Source organism: Pasteurella canis (genome assembly GCF_020810675.1).
Taxonomy (GTDB): Bacteria; Pseudomonadota; Gammaproteobacteria; order Enterobacterales; family Pasteurellaceae; genus Pasteurella; species Pasteurella canis.
In genome coordinates, this window is record NZ_CP085871.1 from 1,133,039 (window position 1) to 1,152,809 (window position 19,771).

16 protein-coding genes and 1 tRNA gene are annotated in these 19,771 nt (G+C 37.7%); 6 read left to right on the forward strand and 11 right to left on the reverse strand.

The window, feature by feature from the left end; all coding sequences use genetic code 11:
- Window positions 1–92: 92 nt before the first annotated feature.
- From galE to adk, 3 genes are all read left to right on the forward strand, one after another.
- Window positions 93–1,109: a UDP-glucose 4-epimerase GalE gene (galE, locus tag K7G93_RS05295; protein WP_191134421.1), complete on the forward strand. Its 1,017-nt coding sequence runs from the start codon at window positions 93–95 to the stop codon at window positions 1,107–1,109.
- A 2-nt stretch (window positions 1,110–1,111) separates the two neighbouring features.
- A complete protein-coding gene (locus K7G93_RS05300; RefSeq protein WP_049216001.1) occupies window positions 1,112–2,395 on the forward strand; it encodes an AmpG family muropeptide MFS transporter in 1,284 nt (427 codons plus the stop codon).
- A gap of 148 nt (window positions 2,396–2,543) precedes the next feature.
- A complete protein-coding gene (adk, locus tag K7G93_RS05305) occupies window positions 2,544–3,188 on the forward strand; it encodes an adenylate kinase (RefSeq protein ID WP_049216003.1) in 645 nt (214 codons plus the stop codon).
- Window positions 3,189–3,256: 68 nt separating this feature from the next.
- Here the strand turns inward: adk and sucD are convergent, their stop codons facing one another.
- The 5 genes from sucD to sucA all read right to left on the reverse strand — a co-directional run bounded on the left by sucD (window position 3,257) and on the right by sucA (window position 9,946).
- Window positions 3,257–4,126 carry a succinate--CoA ligase subunit alpha gene (gene sucD / locus K7G93_RS05310; RefSeq protein WP_049216005.1) on the reverse strand — a complete coding sequence of 290 codons (870 nt, stop codon included), beginning with the start codon at window positions 4,124–4,126 and terminating at the stop codon, window positions 3,257–3,259.
- A 1-nt stretch (window position 4,127) separates the two neighbouring features.
- The gene (gene sucC / locus K7G93_RS05315) at window positions 4,128–5,294 is read right to left on the reverse strand and encodes an ADP-forming succinate--CoA ligase subunit beta (RefSeq protein WP_226690485.1); all 1,167 of its coding nucleotides are present in this window, start codon (window positions 5,292–5,294) and stop codon (window positions 4,128–4,130) included.
- Window positions 5,295–5,391: 97 nt separating this feature from the next.
- Window positions 5,392–5,772, reverse strand: coding sequence for a VOC family protein (locus tag K7G93_RS05320; RefSeq protein ID WP_115322938.1), 381 nt, complete (start codon window positions 5,770–5,772; stop codon window positions 5,392–5,394).
- A gap of 86 nt (window positions 5,773–5,858) precedes the next feature.
- A complete protein-coding gene (gene odhB / locus K7G93_RS05325; RefSeq protein WP_226690484.1) occupies window positions 5,859–7,082 on the reverse strand; it encodes a 2-oxoglutarate dehydrogenase complex dihydrolipoyllysine-residue succinyltransferase in 1,224 nt (407 codons plus the stop codon).
- 68 nt (window positions 7,083–7,150) lie between these two features.
- Complete coding sequence (gene sucA / locus K7G93_RS05330) at window positions 7,151–9,946, reverse strand: 2-oxoglutarate dehydrogenase E1 component (protein WP_049216012.1); 2,796 nt, start codon at window positions 9,944–9,946, stop codon at window positions 7,151–7,153.
- Between the two features lie 313 nt (window positions 9,947–10,259).
- On the opposite strand from sucA, the gene K7G93_RS05335 reads away from it, so the two are divergent.
- A complete protein-coding gene (locus tag K7G93_RS05335; protein ID WP_049216013.1) occupies window positions 10,260–11,552 on the forward strand; it encodes a citrate synthase in 1,293 nt (430 codons plus the stop codon).
- 152 nt (window positions 11,553–11,704) lie between these two features.
- On the opposite strand, the gene tnpA is transcribed toward K7G93_RS05335, so the two are convergent.
- Both tnpA and K7G93_RS05345 read right to left on the reverse strand, forming a co-directional pair.
- Window positions 11,705–12,169: an IS200/IS605 family transposase gene (gene tnpA, locus K7G93_RS05340; RefSeq protein WP_228400326.1), complete on the reverse strand. Its 465-nt coding sequence runs from the start codon at window positions 12,167–12,169 to the stop codon at window positions 11,705–11,707.
- Window positions 12,170–12,416: 247 nt separating this feature from the next.
- Window positions 12,417–12,548: an entericidin A/B family lipoprotein gene (locus K7G93_RS05345; protein WP_049216015.1), complete on the reverse strand. Its 132-nt coding sequence runs from the start codon at window positions 12,546–12,548 to the stop codon at window positions 12,417–12,419.
- Between the two features lie 260 nt (window positions 12,549–12,808).
- Here K7G93_RS05345 and K7G93_RS05350 point away from each other — a divergent pair, with 260 nt between their 5' ends.
- Entirely contained in the window at window positions 12,809–14,629 is a 1,821-nt protein-coding gene (locus tag K7G93_RS05350; RefSeq protein WP_228400327.1) for an AMP-dependent synthetase/ligase, read from the forward strand.
- A gap of 142 nt (window positions 14,630–14,771) precedes the next feature.
- Here the strand turns inward: K7G93_RS05350 and znuA are convergent, their stop codons facing one another.
- The 3 genes from znuA to mltA form a co-directional block, all read right to left on the reverse strand.
- Window positions 14,772–15,842: a zinc ABC transporter substrate-binding protein ZnuA gene (gene znuA / locus K7G93_RS05355; protein ID WP_226690688.1), complete on the reverse strand. Its 1,071-nt coding sequence runs from the start codon at window positions 15,840–15,842 to the stop codon at window positions 14,772–14,774.
- Between the two features lie 144 nt (window positions 15,843–15,986).
- On the reverse strand, window positions 15,987–16,748 hold the full coding sequence (gene tcdA / locus K7G93_RS05360; RefSeq protein WP_049216022.1) for a tRNA cyclic N6-threonylcarbamoyladenosine(37) synthase TcdA: 762 nt from the start codon (window positions 16,746–16,748) through the stop codon (window positions 15,987–15,989).
- On the reverse strand, window positions 16,748–17,848 hold the full coding sequence (gene mltA / locus K7G93_RS05365) for a murein transglycosylase A (protein ID WP_226690687.1): 1,101 nt from the start codon (window positions 17,846–17,848) through the stop codon (window positions 16,748–16,750). The genes tcdA and mltA overlap by 1 nt, the downstream gene beginning before the upstream one ends.
- A gap of 237 nt (window positions 17,849–18,085) precedes the next feature.
- On the opposite strand from mltA, the gene K7G93_RS05370 reads away from it, so the two are divergent.
- A tRNA-Met gene (locus K7G93_RS05370) sits at window positions 18,086–18,162 on the forward strand.
- Window positions 18,163–18,288: 126 nt separating this feature from the next.
- Here the strand turns inward: K7G93_RS05370 and mpl are convergent.
- A complete protein-coding gene (gene mpl, locus K7G93_RS05375) occupies window positions 18,289–19,662 on the reverse strand; it encodes a UDP-N-acetylmuramate:L-alanyl-gamma-D-glutamyl-meso-diaminopimelate ligase (protein WP_226690686.1) in 1,374 nt (457 codons plus the stop codon).
- Window positions 19,663–19,771 lie beyond the last annotated feature (109 nt).

Sequence of the window (19,771 nt, forward strand, 5' to 3'; positions counted from 1 at the left end):
TTTCTTTCCCTTCAGAGCAGAAAGTTTTATACTGTGAACAGTTTTTTATTCATAAATAACATTAACAAATTAAAGCAACTAAGGATAGAACTATGGCAATTCTTGTTACAGGTGGTGCTGGTTATATCGGCTCGCATACTGTTGTTGAACTACTTAATGCAAATAAAGATGTTGTTGTTTTAGATAATCTTTGTAACGCTTCCCCAAAATCTCTCGAACGTGTATCCCAAATCACGGGTAAAACAGTCAAATTCTACCAAGGCGATATTTTAGATAGTGCACTTTTACAAAAAATCTTTGCAGAAAATAAAATCCAATCCGTGATTCACTTCGCAGGGCTAAAAGCCGTTGGTGAGAGTGTACAAAAACCAGCGGAATACTATATGAATAACGTAACAGGATCGCTCATTTTAATCCAAGAAATGAAAAAAGCTGGCGTGTGGAATTTTGTATTTAGTTCTTCTGCCACGGTTTATGGTGACCCAGAAATTATTCCGATTACTGAACATTGCAAAGTCGGCGGCACAACCAACCCTTACGGCACATCAAAATTGATGGTAGAGCAAATTTTAACAGACGTTGCTAAAGCAAACCCTGAATTCAGTATCACTATCTTACGTTACTTCAACCCTGTGGGCGCACACGAAAGTGGCTTAATTGGTGAAGATCCAAACGGTATTCCAAACAACTTATTGCCTTATATCAGCCAAGTAGCCATCGGTAAATTACCACAACTCTCTATTTTTGGTAGCGATTATGATACTCACGACGGCACCGGGGTACGTGATTATATCCACGTTGTGGATCTTGCTATTGGTCATATTAAAGCGCTTAATCGTCACGAAGGCGATTCTGGTTTACACATTTATAATTTGGGAACGGGCACTGGCTACTCTGTATTAGATATGGTGAAGGCCTTCGAGCAAGCCAATGACATCAAAATCCCTTATAAACTTGTAGATCGTCGTCCTGGTGATATCGCCACTTGTTACTCTGATCCAAATTTAGCGAAAAAAGAGCTCGGTTGGACAGCAGATCGTGGTTTGGAACAAATGATGAAAGACACTTGGAATTGGCAAAAAAATAACCCGAAAGGCTATCGAGAATAATTATGCAAAATAAACCAAGCTTATTGTCACAAATATTTAGTCGTAATATGCTGCTCTGTATTTTTACAGGGTTCAGCTCTGGCTTACCCTTATATTTGCTATTTCAGATGGTGCCTGCCTGGTTATCTTCAAGTAATGTAGATGTAAAAACTATTGGCTTTTTTACTTTGATTGGTTTTCCTTACACTTGGAAATTTATCATTTCACCACTACTCGACCGCTATTATCCTAACTTTTTAGGTCGTCGTCGTAGTTGGATGTTTATGACCCAAGTAGGCTTACTCGGGCTGATAGCTCTACTTGGTCAATATAACCCAGCAGAGAATATCCAAACTGTTGCCATCATTTCAACAACAATTGCTGTATTTTCTGCGGTGCAAGATATTGTCATTGATGCTTACCGTCGTGAAATTTTAAGTGATGAAGAACTTGGTTTAGGTAATTCTATTCATGTTAATGCTTACCGTATTTCTGGATTAATCCCTGGCGGCTTATCCTTAATTCTCGCAGATAGCTTAGCTTGGGATATGGTGTTCATCTTCACCGCTTTATTTATGATCCCAGGTTTGATTCTTTCATTATTCCTCAGCAAAGAACCAAATGTGCCACAAATTGACCGTTCTTTACCGTTCTATCATACTTTTGCACTGCCATTTAAAGAGTTCTTTGGTCGTAAAGGTGTTGCTTCTGCATTAGGCTTAATCCTCTTTATCTTCCTGTATAAATTTGGTGATTCCCTTGCGACATCATTACAAACCAAATTTATTTTAGACATGGGCTTCAGTAAAACAGATATCGGAACCGTTGTGAAACTAAACTCACTATGGGCATCGATTATTTCAGGAATGTTAGGCGGTATTTTAATGCTGCGCATCGGTATTAACCGATCATTATGGTTATTTGGTTTTGTACAATTAATCACTATTCTCGGTTTTGTGTGGATGGCAAGTTACGGCAAATTCGAAACCATAGGCTCATTTGAATTTTTTGTTTTAACCGTTGTAATTATTGGTGAATATATTGGGGTTGGTTTAGGTACCGCAGCATTTGTGGCATTTATGGCGAGAGAAACTAACCCACTTTATACTGCAACACAACTTGCGATTTTTACTAGTTTAGCAGCGATTCCAAGCAAGATCTTTAGCGCATTTTCGGGTGTAATTGTAGCAGATTACGGTTATTATACTTTTTTTTGGATCTGTTTCTTTGCTGCGATTCCTGGCATGCTAATGTTATTTAAAGTCGCGCCTTGGCAAGATAATACTCAGCAAGATAAACAAATTTAACGTGTTTTCAATGGTTGACATTTCTGATGAATTGGGCAACCATTAATTGTTTTGTTACTAAAAACAATGAAAAATAATACCGCACTTTTACGACTCTATTAAAAAAGTGCGTTTAAAAATACGACTATTTTAATCAACAGAGGTCATTATGAAAATTATCCTATTAGGTGCACCAGGTGCGGGAAAAGGAACACAAGCACAATTTATTATGAATAAATTTAATATCCCACAAATTTCAACAGGGGATATGTTACGTGCTGCGATTAAAGCAGGAACCGAATTAGGTAAACAAGCAAAAACCTTAATGGATGCAGGTCAATTAGTGCCTGATGAATTAATTATTTCATTAGTTAAAGAACGTGTAGAACAAGATGATTGCGTTAAAGGTTTTTTACTTGATGGCTTCCCACGTACAATTCCACAAGCGGATGCATTAAAAACGGCAGGTATCCAAATTGATTACGTTTTAGAGTTTGATGTACCCGATGAAGTGATCGTAGAACGTATGAGTGGTCGTCGAGTCCACCAAGCATCTGGTCGTACTTACCATGTGGTTTACAACCCACCAAAAGTGGAGGGTAAAGATGACGTCACAGGAGAAGACTTAATTATTCGTGCGGATGATAAACCTGAAACCGTATTAGATCGCTTAAAAGTCTATCACTCAACGACTAAACCATTGGTGGACTACTACCAAGCAGAAGCAAAAGCAGGGCATACGCAATACTTCCGTTTAGATGGAACTAAAAAAGTCGAAGAAGTCAGTCAAGAATTAGATTCAATCCTTGCTTAATTTGCTTACATCAAATAAAAAAGGCTGTGTTAAACAGCCTTTTTTTGTTATGTACACCGAAGTGCGGTCTATTTTAAAAGCGATTTTAACGCAGTGCCGATTTCCGCTAAACTGCGTACAGTTTTCACACCTGCAGCTTCAAGTGCAGCGAATTTTTCATCTGCTGTGCCTTTACCACCACTGATAATTGCGCCTGCATGGCCCATACGTTTGCCTTTTGGTGCAGTCACGCCCGCAATATAACTCACAACGGGTTTAGTCACATACTCTTTAATAAAGGCTGCGGCTTCTTCTTCCGCTGAACCACCGATTTCACCGATCATCACAATGGCTTCAGTTTGAGGGTCATCTTGGAATAATCTTAAAATATCAATAAAGCTTGAGCCTGGAATTGGGTCGCCACCAATACCCACACAAGTCGATTGACCAAAACCTTCATCCGTTGTTTGTTTTACTGCTTCATAAGTTAATGTACCTGAACGTGAAACAATACCAATTTTGCCTTTTTTATGGATATGACCCGGCATAATTCCGATTTTGCATTCTTCAGGTGTAATCACACCAGGACAGTTAGGCCCAATCATACGTACGCCAGCTTGAGTTAAGCGTTGTTTCACTTGTAACATATCTAATGTAGGAATACCTTCCGTGATACAAATCACCAATTTAATCCCTGCATCAATGGCTTCTAAAATTGCATCTTTACAACCTGGTGCTGGTACATAAATTACCGTTGCAGTTGCACCTGTTGATTCAACTGCATCACGCACAGTATTAAATACAGGCAAACCTAAATGAGTAGTACCCCCTTTACCTGGTGAAACACCACCCACTAATTGCGTACCATAAGCCAGTGCTTGTTCAGAGTGGAATGTACCTTGACCGCCCGTAAAACCTTGGCAAATCACTTTTGTATCTTTATTAATTAAAATAGACATATTATTTCCCCTCCGCTGCTTTCACTGCTTGAATCGCAGCATCAGTCAATGTGTTTGCCGCAATAATATTCACGCCACTGTTTGCTAAAATTTCACGACCTAAAGGTGCATTGTTACCTTCTAAACGGACAACAACAGGTACGTTTACACCCACTTCATTCACTGCTGCAATAATCCCTTCAGCAATTAAATCACAACGTACGATACCCCCGAAGATATTCACTAACACCGCTTTTACTGCACTATCAGATAAAATAATTTTGAAGGCTTCTGCTACACGTTCTTTAGTTGCACCGCCACCTACATCAAGGAAGTTAGCTGGTTGACCGCCGTGTAATTTAATGATGTCCATTGTGCCCATTGCTAATCCAGCACCGTTCACCATACAACCGATGTTACCTTCAAGAGCGACATAGTTTAATTGATGAGATTCAGCCAATGCTTCGCGAGGATCTTCTTGGCTTGGATCTTGCATTGCTTTTAATGCTGGTTGACGGTATAACGCATTGCTATCGACGACGATTTTTGCATCTAAACAAAGCAAGTTGCCTTCTTTGGTCACCACTAATGGGTTCACTTCTAAAAGCGCTAAATCTTTTTCCATGAACATTTTTGCCATTTGTACAAAAATATGCGCGAATTGTTTAATTTGGTCTCCTTTTAAACCTAATTTAAAGGCAAGCTCACGCCCTTGATATGGCATTCCGCCTGTTAATGGATCAATTGCCATTTTATGTAATAAGTGCGGTGTTTTTTCTGCCACTTCTTCGATATTCACCCCACCCTCTGTGGAAACCATAAATACAACACGTTGAGAAGCACGATCAAGTACAGCACCTAAATACAATTCACGCTCAATGTTCGAACCCTCTTCCACATAAATGGTGTTTACTGGCTGACCATTTGCATCGGTTTGGAAAGTCACGAGGCGTTTGCCTAACCATTGTCCTGCGAAATTACGAACTTCCACTTCATTGCGTACTAATTTCACACCACCAGCCTTACCACGTCCACCAGCATGAACTTGGCATTTTGCGACCCAAACATTACCACTGAGTTTTTTAATTGCTTCTGCTGCTTCATCCGCATTTTTACACGCATAGCCTTTGCCAACAGGTAATTGATATTCAGCAAAAATTTGCTTCGCTTGATACTCATGTAGATTCATTGTGTTGTATTCCTCATCGTTATATGATCAGCTCATCTTTACAGCTAATTATTTATTACAAGCAATGGATAAATGTAACTATTTTAAATTGACTAAGTTACTGCATTGAATGCAAGCCAATACGATTGCCTTCAGAATCTTCAATAACAGCATAAAATCCTTCATCGCCAATGCTCGTTTTTTCTTGTAATAACTTACCACCAAATTGAGTTGCTCGTTCAGCCTCTACTGCGCAGTCCTCACAAGAAAAGAAAAGAGTAAAATTATTTCCTCTAACAACAGGAAAATTTTTATCTTCGTATAACATGCCACCAATACCATATTGCTCATAGTCTGTTGAAAAGAAACAAACACTAACAGGTTCGCCAGACGGGCAATCCCCAATTGTTAGCTGTGCTTGAAAAACATCTTCATAAAATTTTTTGGCTCGTAATAAATTATCAACATGAATTTCAAACCAAGAAACAGGATTTCTCATATTCGCCTCTTAACAGTATTACAAAGGGTGATAAAAGTGCGACCAACTCGAAAAATTTTTAACAATCGACCGCACTTAGTAGGTAATTAAATTTCTAAGAGCAAGCGTGTTGGATCTTCAAGTAGCTCTTTGATTGTCACTAAGAAACCGACTGACTCACGTCCGTCAATTAAGCGATGATCGTATGACAACGCAAGATACATCATCGGGCGAATGACCACTTCACCATTCACTGCCACTGGACGATCTTTGATGGCATGCATACCTAAAATCGCGCTTTGTGGTGGATTGATGATTGGTGTTGACATTAATGAACCAAATACGCCGCCGTTAGTAATAGTAAAATTACCACCAGTCAGATCTTCTACAGTTAATTTACCGTCACGACCTTTATCAGCTAGCGCTTTAATTTCTTTTTCAATATCTGCCATACTTAATTTATCGCAGTTGCGTAATACTGGAGTAACCAAACCTCTCGGAGTTGAAACTGCAATGCTAATATCGAAATAGTTGTGGTAAACGATATCATCACCGTCAATAGAGGCATTCACTTCAGGATAACGTTTTAACGCCTCTACTACTGCTTTGATATAAAATGACATAAAACCTAAACGAGTACCGTGTTGTTTTTCAAATTTCTCACCGTAGGTTTTACGCAATTTCATAATTGGCGCCATATCCACTTCGTTGAATGTGGTCAACATCGCAGTGCTGTTTTTCGCTTCTAATAAACGCTCTGCAATACGTTTACGTAAACGGGTCATTGGTACACGTTTTTCTTCGCGATTACCTACATTGAAATTCGCTGGAGCTGGTTTGATTTCTGCTTTATTCGCTTGTTGCGCTTTTACTGCTAACACTTTTTCTACATCTTCACGCGTGATGCGACCACCTACACCTGTACCTTTAATATCTTCCGCATTTAAATCATGTTCTGCAATTAAACGACGTACGCCAGGGCTTACTGAATCTGCGCCAACGGATTCAGTAGTCAGTGTTGCATTATGGCGATCAGCAGGAGTTGGCTCTTGTGTTGCAATTGATTCTTTAGTAATGCCACCTGCAACCGCCACAGTAGAAAGTTTACCGAGAAGCTGTTTGCTGATAACAGTCGCCCCTTCTGCTTCAATAATTGTTTCTAATACGCCATCCGATACGGCAGGAACTTCTAACACTACTTTATCCGTTTCAATTTCAACTAAGATTTCATCACGTTTTACAGTATCACCTACTTTTTTATGCCATGTTACCACTGTTGCATCAGCAACTGACTCAGGTAAATCTGGTGTAATAATCTCAAAATTGCTCATTGTTTTTTCCTTTTTTCAGGTTTATTTTCTGAAAAGTACAGTATTTTTTACCGCACTTTTAGTCTAAATTAAGCTAAAGCCTCTGTGACAAGGGCCGTTTGTTGTTCATTGTGTAATGACATATACCCTACGGCAGGCGAAGCTGATGCGGGACGTCCGACATAGCGTAACTTACCCTGTTCTGGAATAGAGGTAACAAAGTTATGTTGACTACAATACCACGCACCTTGGTTTAACGGTTCTTCCTGACACCACACATAATCAGTAACATGGCTATAAGGGGCTAAAATCGCTTTCATTTCCTCATGTGGATATGGATAAAGCTGTTCAATACGAATAATCGCAACATCAGTTTGATTATTCTTACGACGTTGTTCTAATAGATCGTAATACACTTTACCTGAACACATCACCACCCGTCTGACTTGCTTCGGATCTAACGCATCGACTTCAGGGATCACATTTTGGAATTTGCCATTAATTAATTCATCCATTGAAGAGACTGCTAATGGGTGACGCAACAAGGATTTTGGCGAAATCACCACTAATGGTCGACGCACCTTACGTAACATTTGACGACGTAATAGATGATAAATTTGTGCAGGCGTTGAAGGCACACACACTTGCATATTTTGTTGTGCACAGAGTTGTAAATAACGTTCTAAACGTGCAGATGAATGTTCTGGACCTTGTCCCTCATAACCATGAGGTAACAACATCACTAAACCACACATTCTACCCCATTTTTGCTCACCCGAACTGATGAACTGATCCATCACTACTTGCGCACAGTTTGCGAAATCACCAAACTGCGCCTCCCAAATCGTTAAGGTTTTCGGATCGGTTGTTGCATATCCATATTCAAAAGCTAAGACTGCATTTTCAGTCAACACAGAATCCCAAACTTCAAAACGACCCTGTGAACCGTGCAAGTTAGCTAATGGAATATAAAGCGTTGCATCTTTTTGATTGTGTAATACAGAGTGACGATGGAAGAACGTACCACGTCCTGCATCTTCTCCTGATAAGCGCACATGGTAACCTTCATCTAGCAAAGTCGCATATGCCATAGTCTCAGCCATACCCCAGTCAAAAAGTTTTTCACCTTTTGCCATTAAAGCGCGGTCAGAATAAATTTTATTTACACGAGAATGTAATTCATGCTGTGCTGGATATTCACATACTTTATTAGCGAGTCCCTTAAAACGTTCAGCATCAAATTTGCTTTCGTACTCACTCCATTCACGGCTAAGATATTTCGTCCAATCTTTCGTGGTTAAATCCATCTCTCGCCATTCTTCAACGACACAATCACCACGATCTAATGCATCACGATAGTTGTTAACTAGTTCTGTTGCTTTTTCTTCATTAATTACACCCTCAGCGACTAGGCGATCTGCATAGACTTTACGTGGTGTTGGATGTTTTTTAATGCGATCATACATCAACGGCTGTGTTGCAGATGGCTCATCTGCTTCATTATGCCCATGACGACGATAAGAGACTAAATCAATGAAAATATCACGTTTAAATAAAGTACGATATTCCACAGCCATACGTGCAGCATAAGCAACAGCTTCAGGGTCATCACCGTTGACATGAATCACTGGTGCTTCGATCATTTTAGCGATGTCAGTACAGTATTCTGTTGAACGAGTATCATGTGGATTTGAAGTAGTAAACCCAATTTGGTTGTTAATCACCACACGAATTGTCCCTCCCACGCTGTAACCACGCGTACCTGACATATTCAAAGTTTCTTGTACTACCCCTTGCCCAATAACTGCAGAATCACCATGCACAGTGACTGGTAGAACTTTGGCTTTTTCATGGTCATTAATACGCTTCTGTCTTGCTCGTACCGAACCAATAACAACAGGGCTGACTATTTCTAGATGGGATGGGTTAAAAGCAAGCACTAAATGTACAATACCATCGTCTGTCATGAAATCAGAAGAAAAACCTTGGTGATATTTCACATCTCCTGTACCATTACCATGATGTTTGCCTGCAAATTCATCGAATAGTTCCGAAGGCTTTTTACCTAATAGATTAACTAGCATATTTAAACGACCACGGTGCGCCATTCCCATTGCAATTTCATCAATACCATTACGCTTACCGTGACGAACAATTTCTTTCATTAATAAAATAAACGAATCACTACCCTCCAGTGAAAAACGTTTGGCACCAGGAAATTTAGCACCTAAATAACGCTCTAGACCATCTGCTGCAGTTAATTCTTCTAAAAATTTTAATTGTTCTTCTTTTTTAAATGACTGTGTTAAACGCGCTTCTAGTTTATTTTGCAACCAAGTTCTTGCTTCAACATCATTCACATGCATAAATTCAAGACCGATAGTGCCGCAGTAAGTTTTCTTTAATAAATCAGTTAACTCACGGAGTGAAATTTTATCTTTATTTGCGACTTCACCTCCAACATCAAATACTTCATCAAGATCACTCTCATTAAAACCGTGATATTTATAATCCAACGTTGGGGCTTCCATACGCTGCCATAAATTTAGTGGATCTAAATTTGCATGAAGATGCCCACGATTACGGTGTGCATTGACAAACTGAAGTAATTTAACTAAACGTGCACTCACGTGTGGATCAATAACACCGACACCATTAGGTGAATTATCGCGAGCTAAACGTTTAAAATAATCACGGACTTGAGAATGGGGTTGCTCAACAGCAACATGGGATTTTGGAAGGGAGTTAAAAATTTCTTGCCAACTGGCATCGACGGAGCTTGGTTCACGAAGGTAATCTTCATAGAGTTCTTCAATATAAGACTGGTTGATACCACCTAGAGCACTTGAAGTTAACCATTCGCTAATGGATTTATTTTGTTGCATTATGACCACCTGATACAAGTATTTGGTAATAATAAAGAATATCTTATCTATTATACTGAGAATTTAGTAAGAATATCCCTTTCTTTTCTTCAATCAGAGTTATATAGGATTAAAAAGCAAAACAGCAGAATAAGCAATACAATTATGTAACACCACATTAACATTTTTGCCATTTTTTGATCTCTGTCGCACTTTTAGAAAATAACATTTTATTTACAATTTTTTTTTCACAATAATAAAGACACTTGACTTTTTAAGCGTTATAGTTAATCGAAATACAATAAAACACAACTCAATAAAGGAAGAATGGCTTATGTCTGAATTAACTGCAAAATTAACCCTTAGCGATGGACGTGAATACGATCTCCCTGTACATAAAGGTAGTCTTGGTTATGATGCTATAGATGTACAATCTTTAGTAAAAAATAAACTTTTCACATTCGATCCTGGCTTTATGTCAACTGCCTCTTGCCGCTCTGAAATTACATATATTGATGGGGATAATGGTGTTTTATTACATCGAGGCTATCCTATTGCTGAACTTGCAAAAAATGCAGATTATCTTGAAGTTGCTCATTTATTGTTATTCGGTGAGCGTCCTTCTCCTGAAGAATACAAAAACTTCACCCAACTTGTTCGCCGTCATACCCTCGTTCATGAACAAATTTCTCGCTTCTTCCATGGTTTCCGTCGCGACTCTCACCCGATGGCAATTATGTGTGGTGTCAGTGGTGCACTCGCAGCCTTCTACCATGACTCACTAGATATTAACGATATTACACATCGAGAAATTACAGCTATCCGTTTATTAGCGAAAATGCCAACATTAGCCGCAATGTGTTACAAATATTCTATCGGACAACCATTCATGTTCCCACAAAACCATTTATCTTACTCAGGGAACTTTTTGTATATGATGTTCGCCACACCTTGTGAACCTTATGTTGTGAATCCTGTATTAGAACGTGCAATGGATCGTATTTTTATTCTTCATGCAGACCATGAACAAAATGCATCAACGTCAACAGTACGTACTGCTGCTTCTTCCGGTGCTAATCCATTTGCTTGTATTGCTGCTGGTATCGCATCACTTTGGGGACCTGCACATGGTGGTGCAAATGAAGCCTGCATCAATATGCTGGAAGAAATCGGTACAGTGGATCGTATCCCTGAATTCATTGCTCGAGCAAAAGATAAAAATGATCCGTTCCGCTTAATGGGATTCGGTCACCGTGTTTACAAAAACTACGATCCTCGTGCAAAAGTGATGCGTCAAACCTGTCATGAGGTACTAAAAGAACTTAATATCCAAAACCCATTATTTGATGTTGCAATGGAACTTGAGCGCATTGCATTAAGCGATCCTTATTTTATTGATCACAAGCTCTATCCAAACGTGGATTTTTATTCGGGTATTATTCTGAAAGCGATTGGTATTCCAACATCTATGTTTACAGTTATGTTTGCGCTAGCAAGAACCGTTGGTTGGATTGCCCATTGGAAAGAAATGTTCAAACCTGGCAATATGAAAATTGTCCGTCCTCGTCAACTTTATATTGGCCAAACTGAACGTACATTTGAAGCAATGGATAAAAGTAATTTATAAGTATTTTATAAAATCAATTGCTATTCGATTAAGACGAAATAACAATCCGCCCGTAAAACGGGCGGTTTTTAGGCCACCCTATAAGGGCCTAGTACTTCACATGCCCCTCAAGGGGCATGTGAAGTCTGACAACCGTTCAATAACTCTGTTGCCTACCCCTTAAAGGGGTCCATATATTCTTTCTTCGATAAATTATCCTGAATCATATCTTCCTTTTCCTGATTTCGGATATATTCCTCTACAATTTTTGTATTTAAACCTACTGCACTTACATAATAGCCTTTCGCCCAAAAATTTCGATTCCCATACTTATATTTTAAATTTGCATGTCTTTCAAATATCATTAGCGATGACTTACCTTTTAAATACCCCATAAAACTTGAAACGGCCAGTTTTGGAGGTATCCTTAACAGCATATGGATATGATCTTTCATTGCATATGCCTCTATTATCTCTACATTCTTGTAGTGACATAATTGTCTTAGTATCCCTCCTATATCAACTCGCAATTTTCCATAAATTGCTTTTCTCCTATACTTAGGGATAAAGACTATGTGGTACTTACAGTTCCATCTTGTGTGTGATAGACTTGAATCGTCATTGGATTTACTTGCCATGACTTATCCTCCTATATGTTGAATTTTGGTTGTCAGCCTTGTTCATTATAGGAGGATGTTTTGTTCTGCTCACCGCTTAAGCTTTTCTGTTCCATACGCAAAGCGTATGGTTTTTATAGCTAGACTTTGTCTAGCTATAAATAAAGGCTGAGTTTACACATTATAAACTCAGCCTATTTTATAGTAACTTTACACAACTCTTACTTCATATTGAGTTTATGCTAACTTAACAAGCAATATCGCTTTATTATTTACTTACTGCTTGTTCTAATTTTTCACCTGCATTTTGAATATCTTTGCCAACGCCTTTTGTGGTTTCACAAGCAGTCAACGTCAAAGCAAACATAGTTGATAATAAAATTGCGACTAATTTTTTCATAGATAGCTCCTATCTTTCTTTAAGTTATCAATCGAGCTCAATAAACAAGCTCTATTTAATCCTATACTATTTTTTACAAAAAACAAAATGAGTCACATTATTCTTATCAAAAAGACATTACTAACATTTTTTAAATGTATTAGTCGAATACACTTTTTTTTATTTATTTTCTTCACAATTTTAATAAAAATAGCTAGTCTATTTAGGCGAACAGGTGTAAGCTAATAAAGTTAAGTACATTCTAATAAATCAAGGATACTATGGATAAATTGAACTTACACTTTGTAAACCGCATCCGTGAACAAGCTAAAATTTTATCAAATGAAACCGCTCTGCGTTATCGCAATGATTCTAACTGGCAAGATATAAACTGGAAACAATTCCAACAACATATAGACGAACTTTCTTATGCATTACTTGCTAATAATATCAATGTACAAGATAAAATAGCTATTTTTGCCCATAATATGCCACGTTGGACTATTGCTGATATTGGCACAATGCAAACCCGTGCTATTGTTGTTCCAATTTATGCTACGAGTGCAGCAAAACAAGTAGAATATATCCTCAATGATGCTGATGTAAAAATTCTCTTTGTCGGTGATCAAGAAGAGTACAATTGTACGCTAGAAATATTAGCAAACTGCCCTCAATTGCAAAAAATTGTTGCAATGAAAGAAAGCATTGATTTGCAGAATAACGATAAAGCTTGTCATTGGAAAACATTTATCGCTGAAGGCAGTAATCTACATCAATCTTTATTACATGAACGACTCGAGCATAAAAAATTAGATGACTTATTTACTTTAATTTATACATCAGGTACAACAGGGGAACCTAAAGGTGTCATGCTTGACTATGCAAATCTTGCTCATCAATTACAAGCGCATGACACTGCTTTTGCCACTTTAAACGTCAGCCAATATGATGTATCACTTTCATTTTTACCTTTTTCACATATTTTTGAACGCGCATGGGTAGCATATATACTACATCGTGGTGCAGTCAACTGTTATCTGGAAGATACAAATCAGGTGCGTGAGGCATTAACAGCAATTCGTCCAACATTAATGTGCGCCGTACCTCGTTTCTATGAAAAAATTTATACAGCTGTTTGGGATAAAGTACAAAAAGCACCCTTTTTACGACGTACAATTTTTAATTGGGCAATTTCCATTGGACAGAAAAGGTTTCATCTGGTTGCAGAAAAAAAACCAATCCCTTTCTTATTGCGTCGACAATATGCGTTAGCGGATAAACTAGTACTTTCAAAATTACGCCAATTACTTGGTGGGCGAATTCGCATGATGCCATGTGGTGGAGCAAAATTGGAACCCACTATTGGCTTATTTTTCCATAGCATAGGCATTAATATTAAGTTAGGTTATGGCATGACAGAAACAACCGCAACAGTTTCATGTTGGGAAGACAGTCATTTTGAACCTAATTCTATCGGCACATTAATGCCAGGAGCTGAAGTTAAAATTGGTGAAAACAATGAAATTTTGGTGCGCGGTGGCATGGTAATGCGAGGTTACTATAAAAAACCACAAGAAACAGCTGAAACCTTCACTGATGATGGTTTCTTAAAAACAGGTGATGCAGGTGAAATTGATCAATATGGTAATTTATATATTACAGATCGAATTAAAGAGCTCATGAAAACGTCGAATGGCAAATATATTGCCCCTCAATATATTGAAACTAAAGTCGGTAAAGACAAATTTATTGAGCAAATTGCAGTAATTGCAGATGCAAAAAAATATGTTTCGGCTTTAATTGTTCCTTGTTTCACGAGCCTTGAAGAATACGCTAAACAATTGAATATCAAATATCATGATCGTATGGATCTGATTAAACATTCTGAAATTATTCAAATGTTTGAACAACGAATCAATGAATTACAAAAAGAGTTGCCTAGTTTTGAGCAAATAAAAAAATTTACGTTATTACCACAAGCTTTTACGACTAAGATGGAAGAAATTACACCTACACTCAAACTGCGTCGTAAGGTGATTGTGGAGCGTTACAAAACTCAAATTGAAGCTATGTACAAAGAATATACCCATAAAAAAGACTAGATAACTAAAAAAATAAAGGGCTTCAATATTGAAGCCCTTTGAATTACTTATCACAGTTATATAAAACTAAACTTAATGGATCCTTATTTAAATAAATATCGGTAAAAGGAAACCTTAAAAAGTTCTAAAAAACAACCTAATTTTATTTACTTAAGCAAGAGAAATAACTGTCCGCGGTGTATTGTAAGAAATTAGCATAAGAATTCACTCCTAAACTAACAGCATCCCCCATGGGATCCAAACGTCCAACATGTACGCCAGTGCCTTTACTTAATCCTTCAATTACTTTTGGTGTAAATTGAGGTTCAGCAAACAAACAATTCACTTTATGCTCTTTAATTTCCGATTTAATCTTAGCAAGCGTTTTTGCACCAGGTGCCACTAATGGATTAATAGTGAAATAACCAGTTTGGTTTAACCCATACGCATTATTGAAATAGCTATAAGCATCATGGAACACATAAAATCCTTTTTCTTTTACAGGCGCAAGTTGTTGCTTAATTTTTTCACTTTGCTCTGCTAAAGTGCGGTTAAATTCTACTAGATTTTGTGCAATTTTATCTTTTTTCTCTGGATAAAGCTCAGTTAAACGTGTTGCTAAACGAGAAGCAACTATCTTACTGATCTCTGGTGAATACCATACATGCCAATTAGTGCTATGGTCATGAGCATGGTCATGCTTGTGGTCATGGTCATGTTTGTGGCCATGGTCATGTTTGTGGCCATGGTCATGTTTGTGATCATGGTCATGCTTGTGGTCATGGTCATGCTTGTGGTCATGGTCATGTTTGTGATCATGGTCATGTTTGTGGTCATGGTCATGTTTGTGCTCATGGTCATGTTTGTGGCCATGATCATGTGCCTCTCCTTCTAAAAATTGACCAATTTCAGCAAAATCCGCAATACTGAGGACCTTCTTAAATGGCATTGGACGTAATGTTTTATCAAGGAAAGCATCAATATCTTCACCAATCCAAACAATTAATTCAGCCGATTGTAATTTTTGAATATCTGAAGGCTTTAAGCTATAGTCATGTGGAGAAGCACCAGCTGGGACAAGCACCTCTGTATTGGTTACGCCATCCGCAATTGAAGAAGCAATAAAACCTAATGGTTTAATTGAGGTCACAACATTTGCACTGGCCAGATAAGAAAATGAAGCTAATGCAACAGCCAATGCGGTTTTCTGCAATGTTTTTGGTAAAAGACGCATATACAATTCCTTATTTAAGAATAGTTATCAAAAAGTCGCCCTAGACTACTCTCTTTTCTCATAAATTGCCATCTTTTTTTTATATGAAAAATAAGTTTTCATTAAAAAAGCGAATCACTATTCGCTTATTCTAACAAAATAACCTTAACTTAGTAATTTATCAATGACACGAGAAACAGCGAAAAAACCAAATGTTGCAGTAATCATAGTCGCAGCGCCAAATCCATTAGCACAGTTCATCGTTGCAGAAACATCACAAGAATCACCAACTTGCGGGAAAATTAATGGCTGAGTCGAAAAAACACAATCAATACCAAATTTACGTTTTGGATTTTGACTAAAACGATATTCTTTGCGTAACACAGAACGGACTTTCGCAGCTAATGGATCCTGAATTGTCTTACTTAAATCAGTAATTTGAATCTGTGTTGGATCCGTTTGTCCACCAGCACCACCAATTGTAATCACTTTTATTTTATTTCGTTTGCAATAAGCAATTAAAGCAGCTTTCGTTTTCACACTATCAATTGCATCAATTACATAATCATAGCCACGCGATAAATAATCAACTAAATTCTCAGCACAAATAAAGTCATCAATAATATTGACTTCACATTCTGGATTAATTAGTTTGACCCGTGTATACATGACTTCTGTTTTGAGTTGCCCTATATTGCCAGAAAGCGCATGAATTTGACGGTTAATATTAGTGACACAAATATCATCCATATCAATCATCGTCAATTTACCAACGCCTGAACGCGCTAACGCCTCAACACACCAAGAACCTACCCCACCAATACCAATGACACAAATATGGGCACCTCTCAAACGAGTTAATGCATCAGCACCATATAAACGTGCAATTCCACCAAAACGTTGTTCGTAATTATCGATACGTTCCATTATTGTAATACCCACACTCTACCATAATGTTTTGATAAGCCTGCGATATGGCCTGCATCATCTCCTATACCACGATATAAATCGAAATGCTGACCTTTCACCGCGCCCCCTACATCTAGTGCTACCATTAAATGCAACTTATGCTCACCAGTCCAACGACCATGCGTATCAATTTGTGGTACTTCAACTAACAACAAGCTACCTAAAGGAATGATATTACGATCTGCTGCAACAGCAGCCATGGATACTAATGGTACCCCAGCCGCACCTTTTACTTTTCCATAAGGATCATTTTTAAAGAAAACATAGGACTCATTACGCTCAAGTAAAGCTTGTAATCGAGAAGGATTCGCTTTTGCCCAATCACGGATAGCTTGAATAGACATCTTTTCTTTTACAATCTCACCATCTTCAACTAATAAACGACCTACACTGGTATAAGGGAATCCATTTTGTCCCGCATAAGCAAAATAATTTAAATTACCATCACCAAAGTCAACATATCCACTACCTTGTACACCTAAAAGAAAATTATCTAACATCGAATCACTATAGGCTAATTCCAAGCCTTTTTTTGCTAAAGCGCCAGCATATACTTGAGCACGGCTAAAACGCTTATGCTTTGGCATAGCATAAATCGGTTGATTATATTTACCTTGTTGTGTACGACGCGCATGAATAACTGGAGAATAATAACCTGTCATTAATACATTTTGATAACCATCAAAGCCTTTCATAATTTGAGCCTGAATACCAAAATTAGCCAAATCTCTTACATCACCACCAGCTAAAACCCAATTAGTCACTTTGACATAATGATGATCAAATTTTTCTGTTAATTGGTTAGAATAATTTCTTACATTAGATACTTGTGTTAAAAAATCACCTTGATTGATAACCGCACTTTGATTATCAACACTTGATACCGTATGCAAAAGAGGATTTTGATATGCACGCCCAGCATACTTTGCCCCAAATTGTTGCGGATCAACTTGGTTTATGGCTGTTGATGTCCCTTTTGGATTAGAAGAGCAAGAAGCAAGCAGCATGACAGCTAAAAGTGCGGTCGCTTTTGCTAAAGATTTACGTAAAAACAGCATGTCTATTCCTAAATAATAATCCTTCAGATTAAAAGGGCATACGCTATCAGAAATCACTTGAAAAATATAGCCTCAAAACTCTATTTTATTTTCTACTTTAATTATCGTAGGTTTACTTAATCACTGTAATTTAGAGCAAAAAACAAACGTATTGTTTATTTTTATAACAAACAATCAGATTAAATCCATTTTTTTATTGCAATAAATTTTGAAACCAGTATATTACGCCTCCACAGACGCGGGGTGGAGCAGCTTGGTAGCTCGTCGGGCTCATAACCCGAAGGCCGTCGGTTCAAATCCGGCCCCCGCAACCAGATCAAAAATAAAGCCGTTAGTTTAATGACTAACGGCTTTTTTATATCGTCAAAAAAATTACCAATAAAAAAGGACAAGCTCATTTGTCCTTTTTCTTATTATTTCTCATGTATGAATAACTAGATTTACTCAAATTTTAACATTAATTTATCTAAGAGTTTTTGATGAATACCACCAAAGCTCCCATTCGACATGACTAAAATATGATCCGAAGGTTTTGACTCTTCGATAATTGCATCGACTAATTTATCTAAGTTCATATTCCACATCACGGGCTGTACACATTGATTCGCAATATCAACCACATCCCAACCTATATTCTCAGGTTGAAATAAAAATACACTATCCGCCCTACCTAATGCTGGTGCGATTTCATCTTTATGTATTCCCATTTTCATTGTATTAGAACGAGGCTCTAAGACAGCTAAAATGCGTACTCCTCCACCAACTTTATCACGAAGTGCGGTCAATGTAGCTAAAATTTCGGCTGGATGATGAGCAAAGTCATCATATACAGTGACCCCCCCAACCTCGCCTTTTACCTCTAATCGACGTTTTGGACTAATAAAAGTGGTCAACGCATGACAAGCCTCTTGGACGTCAACCCCTGCATGATGAGCTGCGGCAATTGCCATTAATGCATTATGCATATTATGTTGCCCCACGACATTCCAATGTACTTCTGCGACTTTTTCTCCATGATGAAATACAGAAAATTGTGTACAATCATTAGTAATACGTTTGGCAAACCATTCTTGATCTTCGCCTAAAAACTGTTGTTCAGACCAACATCCCATTTCAAGAGTCGTTTTAACACTTTGTTCATCGGCTACTGAGAATATACAACCGCTTGCTGGGATAGTGCGAATCATATGATGAAACTGGCGCTGAATTGCTTTTAGATCATCAAAAATATCAGCATGATCAAAACCAATATTATTAATAATCAACGTTTTTGGATTGTAATGAACAAACTTAGAGCGTTTATCAAAGAATGCAGTATCATACTCATCTGCCTCAATCACAAAATAGTGATTTTCTCCTAAACGTGCAGAAGTACCGAAGTTACCAGAAATACCACCAATCAAAAAACCAGGTTTTAAACCACACTTGTCGAGAATCCAACTTAACATACCTGTTGTAGTTGTTTTACCATGCGTACCTGACACAGCAAAAACCCAACGTTCACGTAATAAATTATCATGCAGCCACTGTGGTCCCGATGTATAAGGCAAATTATTTTCTAACACATACTCAACACAAGGATTCCCACGTTTCATTGCATTACCGATAATGACGACGTCTGGTGCTGGTTGTAATTGTGATACCTCAAAGTGAGGAATAATTTCAATTCCACTTTCCTGTAAAAAAGTACTCATTGGAGGATACACATTCGTATCCGAACCAGTTACTTTATAACCAAGTTGTTTAGCAATGATTGCCACGCCACCCATAAACGTGCCACAAATACCCAAAATGTGAATATGTTTTACTGTCATTTTTCTATCTCTATAAAAAAATTGTCATAAAAGTGTGTCGAAGATCACATTGTTCACATTCGACTTTTTATGAAAAACTCAAGATTGCTATAATAAATCAACTCACTAC